General features: G+C 67.4%; 15 protein-coding genes and 1 pseudogene. 9 read left to right on the top strand and 7 right to left on the bottom strand.

Features of this window, described 5'->3' with window-relative positions; all coding sequences use genetic code 11:
- Positions 1-173 precede the first annotated feature (173 nt).
- The 5 genes and pseudogenes from pgsA to AC1DBQ_RS09740 all read right to left on the bottom strand — a co-directional run bounded on the left by pgsA (position 174) and on the right by AC1DBQ_RS09740 (position 7,457).
- A complete protein-coding gene (gene pgsA, locus AC1DBQ_RS09720; RefSeq protein ID WP_476928302.1) occupies positions 174-812 on the bottom strand; it encodes a phosphatidylinositol phosphate synthase in 639 nt (212 codons plus the stop codon).
- The gene (locus AC1DBQ_RS09725) at positions 805-1,425 is read right to left on the bottom strand and encodes an HIT family protein (protein WP_476928315.1); all 621 of its coding nucleotides are present in this window, start codon (positions 1,423-1,425) and stop codon (positions 805-807) included. The genes pgsA and AC1DBQ_RS09725 overlap by 8 nt, the downstream gene beginning before the upstream one ends.
- A 28-nt stretch (positions 1,426-1,453) precedes the next feature.
- A pseudogene (gene thrS / locus AC1DBQ_RS09730) lies at positions 1,454-3,454 on the bottom strand (threonine--tRNA ligase); the annotation flags it as partial.
- A gap of 158 nt (positions 3,455-3,612) precedes the next feature.
- Entirely contained in the window at positions 3,613-7,125 is a 3,513-nt protein-coding gene (locus AC1DBQ_RS09735; protein WP_476928303.1) for a DNA polymerase III subunit alpha, read from the bottom strand.
- Entirely contained in the window at positions 7,122-7,457 is a 336-nt protein-coding gene (locus AC1DBQ_RS09740) for a DUF6504 family protein (protein ID WP_476928304.1), read from the bottom strand. Before AC1DBQ_RS09740 ends, AC1DBQ_RS09735 begins: the two co-directional genes overlap by 4 nt.
- A 289-nt stretch (positions 7,458-7,746) precedes the next feature.
- On the opposite strand from AC1DBQ_RS09740, the gene AC1DBQ_RS09745 reads away from it, so the two are divergent.
- Positions 7,747-9,027 (top strand): Vgb family protein, encoded by a 1,281-nt coding sequence (locus AC1DBQ_RS09745; RefSeq protein WP_476928305.1) that lies wholly within the window; start codon positions 7,747-7,749, stop codon positions 9,025-9,027.
- On the top strand, positions 9,024-9,410 hold the full coding sequence (locus tag AC1DBQ_RS09750; RefSeq protein WP_091252316.1) for a hypothetical protein: 387 nt from the start codon (positions 9,024-9,026) through the stop codon (positions 9,408-9,410). The genes AC1DBQ_RS09745 and AC1DBQ_RS09750 overlap by 4 nt, the downstream gene beginning before the upstream one ends.
- Before the next feature lie 45 nt (positions 9,411-9,455).
- Here the strand turns inward: AC1DBQ_RS09750 and AC1DBQ_RS09755 are convergent, their stop codons facing one another.
- Positions 9,456-9,782: a chorismate mutase gene (locus AC1DBQ_RS09755; protein WP_091252314.1), complete on the bottom strand. Its 327-nt coding sequence runs from the start codon at positions 9,780-9,782 to the stop codon at positions 9,456-9,458.
- Positions 9,783-9,796: 14 nt separating this feature from the next.
- Here AC1DBQ_RS09755 and AC1DBQ_RS09760 point away from each other — a divergent pair, with 14 nt between their 5' ends.
- Entirely contained in the window at positions 9,797-10,219 is a 423-nt protein-coding gene (locus AC1DBQ_RS09760) for a VOC family protein (RefSeq protein ID WP_476928306.1), read from the top strand.
- Positions 10,220-10,235: 16 nt separating this feature from the next.
- Here the strand turns inward: AC1DBQ_RS09760 and AC1DBQ_RS09765 are convergent, their stop codons facing one another.
- Complete coding sequence (locus AC1DBQ_RS09765) at positions 10,236-10,985, bottom strand: SOS response-associated peptidase (RefSeq protein WP_476928307.1); 750 nt, start codon at positions 10,983-10,985, stop codon at positions 10,236-10,238.
- 135 nt (positions 10,986-11,120) lie between these two features.
- Here AC1DBQ_RS09765 and AC1DBQ_RS09770 point away from each other — a divergent pair, with 135 nt between their 5' ends.
- From AC1DBQ_RS09770 to AC1DBQ_RS09795, 6 genes are all read left to right on the top strand, one after another.
- Entirely contained in the window at positions 11,121-11,378 is a 258-nt protein-coding gene (locus AC1DBQ_RS09770) for a mycoredoxin (RefSeq protein WP_091252308.1), read from the top strand.
- Between the two features lie 147 nt (positions 11,379-11,525).
- On the top strand, positions 11,526-12,611 hold the full coding sequence (locus tag AC1DBQ_RS09775) for an S-(hydroxymethyl)mycothiol dehydrogenase (RefSeq protein WP_476928308.1): 1,086 nt from the start codon (positions 11,526-11,528) through the stop codon (positions 12,609-12,611).
- Positions 12,608-13,252 (top strand): MBL fold metallo-hydrolase, encoded by a 645-nt coding sequence (locus AC1DBQ_RS09780; RefSeq protein WP_476928309.1) that lies wholly within the window; start codon positions 12,608-12,610, stop codon positions 13,250-13,252. The genes AC1DBQ_RS09775 and AC1DBQ_RS09780 overlap by 4 nt, the downstream gene beginning before the upstream one ends.
- Before the next feature lie 74 nt (positions 13,253-13,326).
- Positions 13,327-13,827: a DinB family protein gene (locus tag AC1DBQ_RS09785; protein WP_476928310.1), complete on the top strand. Its 501-nt coding sequence runs from the start codon at positions 13,327-13,329 to the stop codon at positions 13,825-13,827.
- Positions 13,828-14,065: 238 nt separating this feature from the next.
- On the top strand, positions 14,066-15,052 hold the full coding sequence (locus AC1DBQ_RS09790; RefSeq protein WP_476928311.1) for an aldo/keto reductase: 987 nt from the start codon (positions 14,066-14,068) through the stop codon (positions 15,050-15,052).
- 223 nt (positions 15,053-15,275) lie between these two features.
- The coding region (locus tag AC1DBQ_RS09795; RefSeq protein WP_476928312.1) for a sulfurtransferase at positions 15,276-15,724 on the top strand (449 nt) is incomplete at its 3' end.

The raw sequence follows: 15,724 nt of genomic DNA on the forward strand, positions 1-15,724 counted from the left end.
GGCGCGGACGGCACGTTCATGACGTGCCTCGCACACACCGGATTACCGGATCCATTGGCCGGTAAAGCTAATACTAGCCCCCGGCCGGGGCGCGGCAGAATTCTGGTTACAGCAGCCCAAATGCGCCCGGGGCCGGGGATTCTGCCCGCCCGCCGGGACGCCGCGCGGCCTGCTCAGGCGGCCCGTTCGGAGGCGGTGCCGTCCGGTTCCTCCAGCGACTGGCGGTGGACAGTCATGATGCGCTGGACCACGGTGACCAGGCTCGCCGTCGCGAGGAGGCACAGGGTGACGAAAAGCACCACTGAGGGCAGGCCCAGTCCGGTGAGTCCCGTGACCACCAGCACGGACACAAGCCGCTCGGCGCGCTCGGCAATGCCGACGTTGGCGTGAAAACCCAGGGCCTCCGCCTTGGCCCGGGCGTAAGAGACCACCATGCCCAGCACGAGGCAGACGACGGCGGCAATGGCGATCGGCGGATTGGCGCCTCCCGTGAAGAACCAGACGGCGACGCCGGCGAACAGGGCGCCGTCGGCCACGCGGTCCAGGGTGGAGTCCAGGAAGTTGCCCCACCGTCCGCCGCGGTGCTGCATCCGGGCCATGATGCCATCGATGACGTCGGAGAAAATGAAGGCCGTGATGAACAGGGTTCCCCAGAAGAGCTGCCCGAGCGGGTAGAACACGAGCGCGCCGACCACCACACCCAGCGTGCCCACCACGGTGACGGCGTCCGGGGAGACGCCGATCTTCAGCAGCCAGCKGGCCACCGGAGAAAACAGCGCGGTGAAGAACCCGCGCGCGTGCCTGTTAAGCATCCTGCTCCCCGGCTGCCTCTTGCTCCGCGGGCATTTCCTGCGGCCAGGCGTCGGCCACCTGCTGGCGAACCTCGCCGAGCGTCTGCGTGATCGCCTTGGTCTGGGCAATGATGGGGAAGAAATTCCCGTCCCCGCCCCAGCGCGGCACCACATGCTGGTGCAGGTGGCCGGCGATACCCGCCCCGCCGGTGACGCCCTGGTTCATGCCCAGATTGAAGCCGGTGGGGTTGGCGACCTTCCGCAACACCCGCATGGCCGTCTGGGTCAACTCGGCGAATTCCGCCGTTTCCTCGACCGTGAGATCGGTGTAATCGGGGATGTGCCGGTAGGGGCATATCAGCAGGTGACCCGGGTTGTACGGGAAGAGGTTCAGCACCACGTAGCTGGTCCGGCCCCGGTACACGATCAGGGAGTCCTCGTCCTCCCGCTCGGGCGCGACACAGAACGGGCAGTCGTCCACGTTCTTGAACTGGTGCTGGCCCCCCTTGATGTACGCCATCCGGTGCGGGGTCCACAGACGCTGAAAAGCGTCCGGGACCCCGGCCAGGCCGAAGTCGTCCGTCACGGCGTGGTCGCCCGGATACTCCGGCCCGGCCCCTGTGGAATCCTGCACGCGCTGCCCTTCCGTCTGCMTAGCTGGTCCGGTTGCGGACAGCGTCGACGATCCRCTGGACGGCTTCGGCGACGGGCACGCCGTTGTCCTGGCTGCCGTCACGGAAGCGGAAGGACACGGCTCCYGCCTCGGCGTCGTCTCCGCCGGCGATCAGCACGAACGGGATCTTGTCCTTGCTGGCCGTGCGGATCTTCTTCGGGAAGCGGTCCGAGGAGATGTCCACCTCGGCACGGATGCCGGCAGCCTTGAGCTGGCCGACGACGTCGAACATGTAGTCGTTGAAGGCCTCCGCCACCGGGATGCCCACCACCTGCACGGGAGCCAGCCAGGCCGGGAACGCGCCGGCGTAGTGCTCGGTCAGCACGCCCATGAAGCGTTCCACCGAGCCGAAGAGGGCGCGGTGGATCATCACGGGCCGCTGGCGGGTGCCGTCGGCGGCCTGGAACTCGAGCTCGAAGCGTTCGGGCAGGTTGAAGTCCAGCTGGATGGTGGACATCTGCCAGGTGCGGCCGAGCGCGTCCTTGGCCTGGACCGAGATCTTGGGGCCGTAGAACGCGGCTCCGCCCGGATCCGGGACCAGCTCCAGGCCGGAGGCTTCGGCCACCTCGGCGAGGGTGCGGGTGGCTTCCTCCCATGTGGCGTCGTCGCCGACAAACTTGTCCGGGTTCTTGGTGGAGAGTTCGAGGTAGAAGTCGTCCAGGCCGTAGTCCTTGAGCAGACCGAGGACGAAGTTCAGCGTGGTGGTGAGCTCGTCCTTCATCTGCTCGCGGGTGCAGTAGATGTGGGCGTCGTCCTGGGTCATGCCCYGGACGCGGGTCAGGCCGTGGACCACGCCGGACTTCTCGTAGCGGTAGACCGAGCCGAATTCGAAGAGCCGCAGCGGCAGTTCGCGGTACGAGCGCCCCCGGGACCTGAAGATCAGGTTGTGCATGGGGCAGTTMATCGGCTTGAGGTAGTAGTCCTGGCCCGGCTTGCGGACCGTGCCGTCCTCGTTCAGTTCCGCGTCGATGTGCATGGCCGGGAACATGCCCTCGCGGTACCAGTCCAGGTGGCCGGAGACCTCGTACAGGTGGCCCTTGGTGATGTGCGGGGTGTAGACAAACTCGTAGCCGGCGTCGACGTGGCGCTGCCGGGAGTAGTCCTCCATKGCCTTGCGGATGATGCCGCCCTTGGGGTGGAAGACCGGCAGGCCGGAGCCGAGCTCGTCCGGGAAGGAGAACAGGTCCAGTTCCGCGCCGAGTTTGCGGTGGTCGCGGCGMTCGGCCTCGGCGATGCGCTCCTGGTAGGCCTTGAGCGCATCCTTGGTGRGCCAGGCGGTGCCGTAGATGCGMTGCAGCTGCTGGTTGTTCTGGTTGCCCAGCCAGTAGGCGGCCGAGGACCGGGTCAGGGCGAAGGCGTTGGAGATCAGCTTGGTGTTGGGCAGGTGCGGGCCGCGGCACAGATCGCACCAGATGCTGTCGCCGCTCTTGCGGTCCACGTTGTCGTAGATGGTGAGGTCGCCGGCGCCCACCTCGACGTTGACGCCCTCTCCGGCGTCGGCGGCGTCGTTCTTCTTGCCCAGGAGCTCAAGCTTGTAGGGCTCGTCCTTCATCGCCTCGCGGGCCTCGTCCTCGGTGACGACGCGGCGCACGAACTTCTGGTTCTGGTTGATGATCTTCTGCATCATCTTTTCCAGGGCCTTCAGGTCCTCCGGGGTGAACGGTTCCGCGACGTCGAAGTCGAAGTAGAAGCCGTCGGTGATGTAGGGGCCGATGCCGAGCTTCGCGTCGGGGCGCAGCTGCTGCACGGCCTGGGCCATGACGTGGGCCGTGGAGTGGCGCAGGACGTTGAGCCCGTCCGGGGAATCAATGGTGATGGCTTYGACMGTGGMGTTCTCGGGAAGGGGCTGGTCCAGGTCCTTCAACTCGCCGTTGACGCGGGCCACAACAACATCGCGGCGCTCAAAGAAGAGTTCCGCGCCGGTGGTCCCGGTAGTCACCTTGGTCTCTTCGCCGTCKACGAGAAGGGTGATCTGCTGGGCATCTGACACGGGTGTCTCCTATTCAAAGTTAAGKCTTCGTAGCTTGTGGCGTACGGGGACCACAGCCAGCCTCGTCCATGCTATCGGTTTCTCCAGAGGCCAACCAACGCGCCACGGGTGCGGCGGCGCCGCAGGCGCAACGCTATTGCGGCMGCGCCGCGGACCGGTCAGCCGCCCAGTCCGGTAATGGCGAGGTTCCGGCTGATCCMGTCCAGGGGGCCGGGCAGGRGAACGGGCAGCTCCGGCCCGGGACAGGCGGGGGCGCCCGGCGCCGCTTCCGGGAACGGCAGGGTTTCGGGGCGGCTGAGGTCCCAGGCCATGGAGGCGCTGATGCTGATCCCCCGCGGCCCGGTCCGGCKGGTGGTGCCGCGGATCAGCAGCAAACGGGTCCCGAACAGCAAGGACCCGGACTGCTCCTGCGCCTCGTGGAAGAAGACCGAATCCACGCAGCCCGTGCCGTCGTCGACGCTGATGAACACCACCCGGYGGCCGCCGCGCATGGGCGGGGTCTGGGTGGCCACCCGCACCCCGGCGACCAGCACCTCCGTGCCGTTGCGCAGTCCCAGCAGCTTGTCCGCGGTGGTGACGCCGAGCCGGTCCAACAGCGGACGGTGGCTGGTCATGAGGTGCTCGCTGACGTCCACGGCCATGAGGTCCAGTTCCGCCCGCACGTTGTCCACCATGCTGGGCGCGGGCAGCACCGCCTTGAGGTTCTTCAGCTCCACGTCACCCAGCGACAACGCCAGCTGGCCCTCAATGACCTCCACGCCCTTCCGGTGCGGGCGGGCCTGGAGCTTTTGCAGRTGCTGAACCAGATCCGCCCGGTTCGCCGCTCCCCCGGACGCCCGGTGCAGGGTGTCGAAGGCGCCCAGCTGGGCCAGGCGCTGGATACTCGGCCTGCTMAGCCGCGACCGGGCGCGCAGGTCCGCCAGGGAATCGTAGGGCTGGCCGGCCACAATCCGCTTCAGCTCGGCGGCGGAGAGCCCGAAGATGCCGTTCAGGCTCAGCCGGATGCCCAGCTTGCCCCGGTCCGGCCCGGATTCCACCCGTTCCACCCGGTACTCGGCCTGGCTCCGGTTGATGTCGAGGGGAAGGATGGGGATGCCCAGCCGGCGCGCCTCGGCCACKAGCAGGCGTTTGGGGTACATGCCGGGGTCGTGCTCCCAGAGTCCGGCCAGGAAGGCCTCCGGGTGGTGCGCCTTGAGCCAGGCCGACTGGTAGGTGGGCACGGCGAAGGCGGCTCCGTGGGCCTTGCAGAACCCGAAGCTGCCAAAGGCCTTCAGCGTGCCCCAGACCTTGTCCACCACCTCGGGGCTGTAGTTCCGGGCCCGCGCCTCCTTCCGGAAGAACTCCTCCACCTTGGCTTCCAGGACGTCGTTGCCCAGCGCCCGGCGGAATTCGTCGGCGCGCGCCAGCCCGCATCCGGTCATGACGTCGAAGGTTTTGAGGATTTGTTCGTGGAAGACGGTGACCCCGTGGGTCTCCTTGAGGACCGGTTTGAGGTCGGGGTGCGGGTAGACCTCGGGGGCGAATCCGTGCCGGTGCTCCAGGAAGGGCCGGACCATGTCGGATTTCATCKGGMCGGGGCGGAACAGCGAGATGTCAATGATGAGATCGTTGAATTCCCGGGGTGCCATCTTGCCGATCAGTTCGCGCTGGCCCGGGGATTYGATCTGGAAACAGCCCAGGGTGTGGGTGCTGCGGATCAGTTCAAAGGTCGGTTCGTCATCGAGCGGGAYCGCGTTGAGGTCGATGTGGCCGTCCTCGGCGATGTAATCCGGGCCCGTCCCGTCCGGACCGGCCTGATGTGCGCCGGCGGCCACTACCTCGGCTTTGGAGGGGTGGAGCCGGATGACCTCCCGGACGGCGAAGGCCATGGCGCTCTGCATCCGGACGCCCAGGACATCGAGTTTGAGCATGCCCATGGGGTCCATGTCGTGCTTGTCGAACTGGCTCATGGGCAGGCCCAGGCCGCTGGGCTGCACGGGGGTGCRGTCCAGCAGGGTGGCATCGCCGAGGATGACGCCGCACGGGTGCATGGAGATGTGGCGGGGAAGCCGGTCCAGCCGTTCCGTGAGGTCCACCAGCAGGTCCAGCTGCTGGTTTTMGGTGAAGCCGCGCTGCTCCACCCGGTCGGCGAATTCCTTCAGCTCGGGTTTCTCCACGAGGGCTTCGCGGAAGTGCCGGGCCGAGAACCGCCACAGCTGCTTGGCGATTTCCCCGACCTCGCCGTCGTCMATGCCCAGGGCCAGGCCGGCGTCCCGCACGGCACCGCGAGCGCGGTAGCCGTTTTGCATGCTCATCAGCGTGACGCKTTCGGCTCCGAAGCGCTCAAAGATCTTCCGGTAGACGTTGTGCCGTTCGGCGCTTTCGACGTCGATGTCGATGTCGGGCAGCGTGGCGCGGTCAYGGGAGAGGAAGCGTTCAAAGATGAGGTCGTGCTGGAGCGGGTTCACCTGGCTGATGTCGATCAGGTAGTTGACCAGGCTGGAGGCGCCCGAACCGCGGGCGGCCGCCCGGACGCCCATGGCCAGGATCATCCGTGAGACTTCGGCGACGGTCAGGAAGTAGGAGGCGAAGCCCAACGAGTCGATGATCCGGAGCTMGTGTTCCAGCCGGGTTCGCATCTGCTGTTCCCGCTGCCCGGAGATTCCCRGGAAGCGGCGGCCGATGCCGGCCTCACAGCGCAGGGTCAGCTCTGCGAGCGCGTCGCCGGCGATCCCAATCACGGACGCTTCCGGGACCACGGGCTGCTTCCAGCCCATGTCGGCCACGGGGTCCATGCGGCAGCGGTCCGCGAGCGCCTCGGTCTGGGCGAGGAGCCTTTTGAGGTCCGCCGTGCCGTACCCGGCGGCGTGGATGATCTCCTTGGCCAGTTCGAGCATMCGGGCCGCCGATTTGAGCCAGCCCTGCCCGTTGGGCTGCAGCAGCGGGGCGGCGGAGAGCTCGGGCAGGGATTTGAGCGTCCGGGCGGAGTCCAGCACGTCGGCGGTGGCCGCGCCGTCCTCGGCGACATACCGCACGGCGTTACTCAGCACGGCAGGCACCCCGTGTTCCGCGGCGAGTTTGAGCATGCGCACCGCGTGGGCGGTGCTCAGCGGTTCCCCGGGCGGGCTGAGCTGGGAAACGACTTCCGCCGCCAGCGTCCCGGGGGGCATGGCGTCCAGCCAGCGTTTGAACAGGGTGCGGGGCCGCAGGTACCGCCGGCCGCCCATGGCACGGCCGACGTCGGAGTCCGGACCGATCAGCACCGTCAGGACCGGCTGCAGGGTTTCCGGGTCCAGGATGCGGGAGGCCAGTTCGGCCCGGGTGACGGCCACCGGAACCGCTCCCTGCGCCTTGCCCGTGGTGCGGGCATGGGCGTCGGAGATCAGCCGGCACAGCGCCCGGTAACCGGCGCCGTTGTTGTGCCCGTGCGCCAGCACGACGACGCGTCCCCCGAGCTGGGTGCGGAGGTCGCCGTCGTCGTCAAAGACCGCGAGGTCCACCCCGACGATCGCGTCCAGCCCGGCGGCCATGCACGCCTTCAGGTGCTTGACGGTTCCGTACAGCCCGTCACGGTCCGTGCAGGCCAGCGCTGTGGCACCGTCCGAGGCTGCGGCCGCAACCAGCTCCTCCGGCCATGAGACGCCGTAGTGGGCGCTGAAGGCGGTGGAGACGTGCAGATGGGTGAAGCTCATGCTGTTTCGGACTTCCGGTGGGGCTGCAGGGCGTCGTGGATTCGCACGAGCCGCCACCGGCCGCTGCTGACGTGCCGGCTCAGGTCAAGGGTGAGGGTGGGCTCCGCCGCGTCCTCCCCGGCGGCACGCACCTGGACCCGCCAGATCTCGTGGTCCACCAGGCCCGGACCGCTCCCGAGGGGCGCCCGGCTTTCCTCCGTCCACCACTGGCGGCGTTCATACCAGCGGACCGGTTCCGCGCAGACCGTGTAGTGCCGGCCCGCCCAGTCGAGMCGCAGGGGCTGCCCGGAGGGCGTGCAGGCAACATTCACGGACTCGCTGAACATGCCCACGTTGCCCTCCCGACCCAGTCCGGGCTGGAGCCGGCCCAGTCCCCGCTTTCACGCCAGTGCATTCACGCCATTGCATTCACGCCATTGCATTCACGTTATTCGAACATATCTTCGAATAACGCCAGTCTACGTCGGAGTGGCGACAAAACCCATTCCTTGCGGCATTGCACCGGATGCATGATGGCGCGGTGGACTGCGCAGGCCAGAACTCACGGACACCGCGGGGTAGGCTTCCTGAACCGGCACTGCAGCGCCACGGTGCACGGCACATCTATGGGGGTAGAAACGAGTGAAGCATCAAAGCCTGAGGACTGCTGCCGCCGTGGGAGCGGTCCTTTTTCTGGGAGCGGCACCGGCCGCGGCCTCTGCGGAGGTTCTCGACGTCGGCGGGACACCGGTCGGGGTGGCGGTTGGTGCTGACGGCACTGCGTACGTGGGAAATTACGGCGCGGCCGGCGGCGTCCGGGTGATACCGCCGGGAGCGCCCCAACCCTCCCGCACCATCAGCACAGGCAACAATGTCTCCGGGATCGCACTGGCCCCGGACGGCACCCTGTACGTGGCCCAACGAGACAGTGCYACGGGCCAGGACACGGTGGGCGTCATCCCTGCCGGAGCGGCGGCTGTCGCCCGGAGCATTCCGGTGTCGCGCGGGAACCATCTGATCGCCGCCGAACCCGACGGCACGCTCTTCGTTCCGAACCCTGCCGAACGCACCGTGTCGATCATCGCGCCCAGGGGATCGACGGTGGACCGCACTGTCACGGTCGGGGCCGGTCCGGTGGAAGTGGCGGTCACGAAGGACGGCACCGCGTTCGTGACGAACCAGGACGACGGGACGGTCTCGGTGATCCCGGCCGGGGCGACCAGCGTCTCACGGACCATCCAGGTCAGMTCCACCCCCGGAAAGACAGAGAATCCCCACGGAATCGCTGCCGGACCCGACKGGACAATCTATGTCACCAACATCAGTTCCAATCACGTCGCTGTCATCACACCAGGCGCCGACACCGTGGCCTACACCATCTATGTCCCGGGCGGACTCACGGAGGCCGCCGTCGGGCAGGACGGGACCCTCTACGTGACCAGCGCCCTAAGCCCCGCCCTGTCCGTGATCACGCCGGGTGCCACAGCAACGGGCTCCTCCATCCCAACGGAGAACAACCCCGGCCACCTCGCGGTAGCCCCGGACGGGACCATCATCGTGGCGAGCCCGGGCAACGGCGCCAACAACGGCTCCGTGTCCCGCTACGCTCCGGCCTCGGCACCGGCGTCCGGCAGCCCCCAGCACCAGGAGACGCAAGCTTCCGCCACAGCCCCGTCCGGTGACGCGGCCGCCGGCCTGTGGAGCTCTCCGGCTGGCATCGCCGGCGCGGCCGGGGCAGTGGCTCTCGCTGTCGCGGTGCTCATCGTGGCCGCGCGACGCCGCAGGAAGGCAGCCCTTCGCGACCACGTCAATGGGACCGGGGACGGCACCGCCGATCCCCACGCCGCGAACGAGCTACTCCGCAGACCACCGACAGATCAGGGGTGGACGGACGCAGGTGCAGGTAGCAGGATTGAGCCATGAGCTCCCACAACGCACTCCTGAAGCACGTAAGCATCGCCGCCAAGGATTCAACCTTGGTGGCGACTTTTGATATAGACGGAAATATCCCCGGCCAGGGCGCCTATGTGGTGGGGCTCGTGGCGGCAACCCCGGACCATTCCCATCAGCGAAGAATGGGGATCGAGTTCATGAACGGCGAGGCCGTGTCCTTCTACTGCTTCAGCCATGACGGCACCGAGGAAAATTTCGACCTCAAGGGCGTCGAGCACTCGGGCAACACCATTACCGGCCATTTCCCGCTCACCACGGTGCTGGGGCTGCCGAAGGGTCACCTCATGACKGCGTTCAGYGACGCCGACGGCCGGGACTACCAGTCCAACGTGCCCGTGGAAGAGGCCCTCTAGGGGCGCTGGCCCGGCAGGATCGGGTGCCGGCAGGAAGCGGAAGCCTCAGCTGCCGGCTTTGTACACTTCGAGTTCGAGCGCTGTGAAGGCCTCCACCATGGCGCGGTAGGTCTTCTCGACGATGTCGGGATCGATGTCCTTCTGCTCCGCGACGGCCTTGACGTGTTCGATCACGCGCTCCACGCGGCCCGGCGCCCGAACTTCCGCGCTGTCCGCCTTCAGGGTCCCGGCGATCCGGATCAGCCGCTCCCGGCGGCCGATCAGCGCCACGATCTGCTCATCCACCTCATCCACTGCCACCCGCACAGCTGCGAGCTGTGCCTTGTCGGCCTGGGCATCTTTGTCGTATCCGTGATTTGTGGACATGTTCATGACAGTATCCAAAGATGCAGCCACGAGTCGATTTAATTTCACTGGGTGTCCGGAGTGTTGACGCCTCCCGCAGTTTCTATGTAGATGGCCTGGGCTGGCCGGTCCACCGGGAAGTCCGGGGCGAGGTCCTCTTTATCCAGGCCAATCACGGCCTCATCCTCTCGCTCTGGGACGCCGGTCAAATGCAGTCTGAAGCGGCCACCGATCCCCCTGCCGGCATTCCCTGCATCACGCTGAGCCACAACCTGGGCAGCGCGGCGGAAGTTGACTGGGTAATGGCGGAGGCCGAGTCCGCGGGAGCCACGATCATCGCGGCGCCGACGACCCAGCCCTGGGGCGGCTACACCGGCTACTTTGCCGATCCCGACGGCTACCGCTGGGAGGTCGCCTTCAACCCCGGCTGGGAGGTCGATGACGGCGGCACTGTGACGCTGTGACCAGAAGACGCTGTGACTAGAACAGGCTGCCCACCGGCTTGATGAGTTCGGCGGAATCATTCTTCACGTTTCCGACGGCGGTKCCGACGGCGTCGATCGTCCAGCCCTCGGCAACATCGTGCGCCCCCGAGCKGACCAGGTCCACCAGAGTGGCGGCGTCCCCGGCGTGCGGGTCCAGCCAGGCCTGCATGGTCGCCCTGTCCATCGGCAGCGGGACCCGGTCGTGCAGGGCCGTCAGTTCCGCCAGCATCCCGCCGGCATAGCCTTCGGGCGGCGAGTCGGTGGTCAGGATCGATGTCGAGAGCAGCCAGCGGTGCGGATCGCCGTCGGCCTTGGACGGGTCCTTCCACCATTYGTACAGTCYGGCGAACACCATCGGGCCGCCGTCGCTCGGGTGCACGTAGTACGGCTGCTTGCTGCGGCCCTCACCGGCTTTCCATTCGTAGTAGCCGTCCGCGGGGACGGCGCAGCGCCGGGACCGMACGGCCTTCCGGAACGAGGGCTTCTCCAGCACGCTCTCGCTGCGGGCGTTGATCATCTTCGAGCCGATCCCGGGGTCCTTGGCCCAGGACGGCACCAGCCCCCAGCGCGCAAGGTGCAGCTGCCGGACCGGGGTCCCGTCGATGAGCCGTTCGAGCAGGATCGGCACGTCCGCGGTCGGGGCGACGTTCCACGACGGCGGGATCGCGATCTCGTGTTCGAGTTCGGCGTCGAACTCGGCCAGCAGGTCTCCGACKGCCCGGGCCATCACGTAGCGTCCAYACATGCCCTCMAGCATGCCACCGCGGACCGCCGTGCGGGAATAGTGTGCTGCGCGGTACGGTTATTGGAAGTGACGTACGACTTCCGTGGGCGCCCGGCCCTCCACGCCGGCCCCAACCACTAGCTTGAGGAGAACTTCGTGGATTTCACCCCCGAAACCGGCACCATCACCATGTTTTCKACCACGTGGTGCGGCTACTGCACCCGGCTGAAGAAGCAGCTGGACGCGCAGGGCATCGGGTACACCGAGATCAACATTGAGGAAGTCGAGGGCACTGCCGATCTCGTGGAGCAGCTCAACGGAGGCAACCGCACCGTCCCCACCGTGCTGTTCCCGGACGGCACCGCTGCCACCAATCCGTCCGCGGCCGAGGTCAAGAGCCGGCTCGCCGCCTAGCCTTTCCTTTATCCAAAAGCAGCACCAAATCACGACGGCGCGGCCCCCACGGGCCGTGCCGTCCCCCGTTGTCCCGGCAGGCTGTGCGGGTAGATTTGCGGGTAAGTTGTGCGGGTAACCCGYGATTCGAGCAGAGGAGCTTATGCCATGGTCCATAAAGTCAAGGGCGCAGTAGTCCGTTCCAAGAATGCCGACGTCACCCTGGAGACGATCCTGGTGCCGGACCCCGGTCCCGGYGAGGCCCTCGTGGACATCCTCACCTGCGGCGTCTGCCACACCGATCTGCACTACAAGCAGGGCGCGATCAACGACGACTTCCCCTTCCTGCTCGGCCACGAGGCCACGGGCGTTGTCAGCGCCGTCGGACCGGACGTCACCGAGGTCGCCCCCGGCGACCGCGTGGTGCTGAACTGGCGCGCCGTGTGTGGCGAGTGCCGGGCCTGCCGCCGCGGCGAGCCCCAGTACTGCTTCAACACCCACAACGCCACCCAGAAGATGACGCTGGAAGACGGCACGGAGCTAAGCGCAGCCCTGGGCATCGGCGCCTTCGCCGAGAAGACCCTCGTGGCGGCCGGCCAGTGCACCAAGGTGGATCCCGACGCCGACCCCGCCGCCGTCGGGCTGCTCGGTTGCGGTGTGATGGCAGGCATCGGCGCCGCGATCAACACCGGGAACGTCCAGCGCGGCGATTCGGTCGCCGTGATCGGCTGCGGCGGCGTGGGCGTGGCGGCCATCGCCGGTGCGGCGCTCGCCGGCGCCACCACCGTGATCGCCGTCGACATCGACGCCAAGAAGCTCCAGCGCGCCCGGGAACTCGGCGCCACCCACACGGTGGACTCCTCCGCCGTCGATCCCGTGGATGCAATCCGCGAACTGACCGGCGGTTTCGGCGCCGATGTGGTGATTGACGCCGTCGGCCGCCCGGAAACCTACAAGCAGGCCTTCTACGCCCGTGACCTCGCCGGCACCGTGGTGCTGGTGGGCGTCCCGAGCCCCGACATGACCCTGGAGCTACCGCTCCTGGACGTGTTCGGCCGCGGCGGCTCGCTCAAGTCCTCCTGGTACGGCGACTGCCTGCCCTCGCGCGACTTYCCCATGCTCATCAGCCTCTACCGGCAGGGCAAGCTGGACCTGGACGCCTTYGTGACGGAGCKGATCACGATCGACCAGATCGAAGAAGCCTTCGAGAAGATGCACGCCGGCGCTGTGCTGCGCTCGGTGGTGGAACTGTGAGCGTCCGGATCGACCGGCTGGTCACCTCCGGGACGTTTTCGCTCGACGGCGGGACGTGGGACGTTGACAATAACGTGTGGATCGTCGGCGATGACACCGAATGCGTCATCATCGACCCCGCGCATGATCCCGCTGCCGTGGCCGCGGCCGTGGCGGGCCGGAAGGTCACGGCGATCCTGCTCACGCACGGCCACGATGACCACATCCGCGCCGTCGGGGACGTCCGGGCGCTCGTGGATGCGCCCGTGTACCTGAACCGGGATGACTGGATGCTGTGGGAGCGGGTGTTCCCCGGCACCGGGCCGGACCACGCAATTGCCGACGGTGACACCTTCGACGTCGCCGGGGCCAGGCTCACGGCACTGCACACGCCCGGCCATTCGCCCGGATCTATGTGCTTCCTGCTCGAGAGCGAGGGCGCCGTTTCTGAACACACCGTGTTCAGTGGCGACACGCTGTTCCAGGGCGGCCCGGGGGCCACCGGGCGGTCCTTCAGCGACTTCCCCACCATCATCGAGTCCATCCGCCACCGGCTCCTGCCGCTCCCGGCGGACACGGTGGTACGCACCGGCCACGGGGATCCGACGACGATCGGCGCCGAAGCGCCGCACCTTGAGGAATGGATCGCGCGCGGGCACTGAGCCTGCGCCGATGCCCCAGGCAGGCCCGGTCCGCCACTTCCGGACCGGGCCGTCCCGCCCTAGGATGAGGGCCCATGAGCCCTTTTCCCAGCATGGATCCGGCAACCCTCACCGCGGACCTGCGGACCCAGTTCGATGCGTTCCTCGACGAGCACCGGGCGGCACTGCACAACTGCCTGGACGGGCTCACGGAGCAGGAGGCCCGGGCATCGCTGGTCCCCTCGCGGACCACCCTCCTGGGGCTGGTCAAGCACGCCACGTTCGTGGAGAGGGTCTGGTTTGACGAGGCCATCACGTGCCGGACCCGGGCGGAGATCGGGATCCCGGCCACCCCGGACGAATCGTTCATCCTCGATGCGGCCGACACCATCACGAGCCTGCAGACCGCCTACAGCCAGGCCTGCACAGACTCCCGCCGGGCGGCCGCACCGCTGGATCTTGACGACCTCGTCCGGGGCAACCGACGGGGTCCGCTGCCCCTGCGCTGGGTCTACCTGCACATGCTCCGGGAACTGGCCCAGCACTGCGGTCACGCGGACATCCTGCGCGAGCAGATCCTCGCCGCCCGCCCCTGACGCACAATGGCACCTGAAACCCGATCGAGTGCTCCACAACTGCCGTTTTCGCCGTTGAGAACGGCGGTTACGGAGCACTCGATGGTGGTTAACGACGACGTCACTACACGACCCKGACCTCATGGGGGGCCCTGCGGGTACACCTTTGCGCAGGGACTCCCACGCTCCCGCGCGGGGATGTTGACTGAAGATACCGGCCTGGCCGTAAACGGGGCAAGCCTCGTCGAAGGAGACACAAATGCACACACGGACGCTCGGACAGGGCCTGCAGGTTTCGGCCATCGGCCTTGGCTGCATGGGCATGTCCCAGAGCTACGGGCCGAATCCCGGAGACTGGCAGGCGATGATCGGGGTGCTCCGCGACGCCGTCGAGATCGGGATTAACTTCTTCGACACAGCGGAGGTGTACGGCCCCTTCGTCAACGAGGAACTGGTCGGCGAGTCACTCGCCMCGGTGCGCGACGAGGTGGTGATAGCAACCAAGTTTGGCTGGCGGATCGAGGGCGGCAAATCGGTGGGACTCGACAGTTCCCCCGAGCGGATCAAGCACGTCGCCGACGAGTCGCTGCGCCGGCTCGGCGTCGACACCCTCGATTTGTTCTACCAGCACCGGGTCGACCCGACTGTTCCCATCGAGGACGTCGCGGGCGCCGTCGGTGAACTCGTCCAGGCCGGCAAGGTCCGCCATTTCGGACTGTCCGAAGCCGCGGCCGGGACKATCCGGGCCGCCCACGCCGTCTTCCCGGTGACGGCCGTCCAGAGCGAATACTCCCTGTGGACACGCGATCCCGAACCCGAGGTCCTGCCGACGCTGGCGGAACTGGGCATCGGGTTCGTCCCCTTCAGCCCGCTGGGCAAGGGCTTCCTCACCGGCACCGTCAACACGTCCACCGAGTTCGCAGCAGGCGACGTCCGCGGCACCATCCCGCGCTTCTCGGCCGAGAACCGTGCCGCCAACCAGGCGCTGGTGGACCACGTCGCCGGCCTCGCCGCCGCCAAGGGCGCAACCCCCGGCCAGGTGGCGCTGGCCTGGCTGCTGGCCCAGCACCCGTGGATCGTCCCGATCCCCGGTACACGGCGCCGTGGGCGCCTCGAAGAGAATGCCGGCGCGACGACGATCGCGCTGTCCGCCGACGAGGTCGCCGATCTGGACGCAGTGGCAGCCMGGATCGGTGTGAAGGGCAACCGATACAACGACCTCCACATGGGTTTCGTCGGGCGATGAGCCGGCCACGGCCGCCGCCTGCAACAACTTCACCATCAAACCGCGGCTGGCCCAACGCCATGTCCGCCATGGGCGTCGCTAAAAAGGTCTTCACAACCGGCCAAGGCTAGCCTGACGCGTGGATCAGCCGACCACGTCCTGCTGACGTGGCCGACACTGGTCCGCCGTCCGCATTCTGAGATGGTCATCTCACCATGTGATGAACACTCCTAGACTGCTGAACATGACTKAGCACACCGTGGACCTGCAGCCCTTCGTCGATTGGAACTGGTGCGCTGGCCGTTCAGGGCAATTTGTCCTCGTGGATGCTCGCTGGTATCTGGACGGGTCGTCGGGGCAGGACGCTTACGAGGCCGGCCATATCCCGGATGCCGTTTTCGTTGACATGGACCATTGGCTTTCTGGACCCGGCTCAAACGACGCCGGAAGAAACCCGCTGCCCGATCCGGAAGTGTTCGCCCGGGGGATGCGGCAGGCCGGTATCAACAATTCGGACATTGTCATCGCCTACGACGACGCCGGCGGAGTCATCGCCGCACGAATTGTCTGGATGCTGCGCTCAACCGGCCACCGCGCCGMAATCCTGGACGGTGGCATCGCCTCGTACCCGGAGGACATGGAAACKGCCGCCTCGCAAAGACCGCCGGGAGACTTCTCAGCCACGCCCTGGCC

This window comes from Arthrobacter sp. 10T413_2 (genome assembly GCF_056394205.1).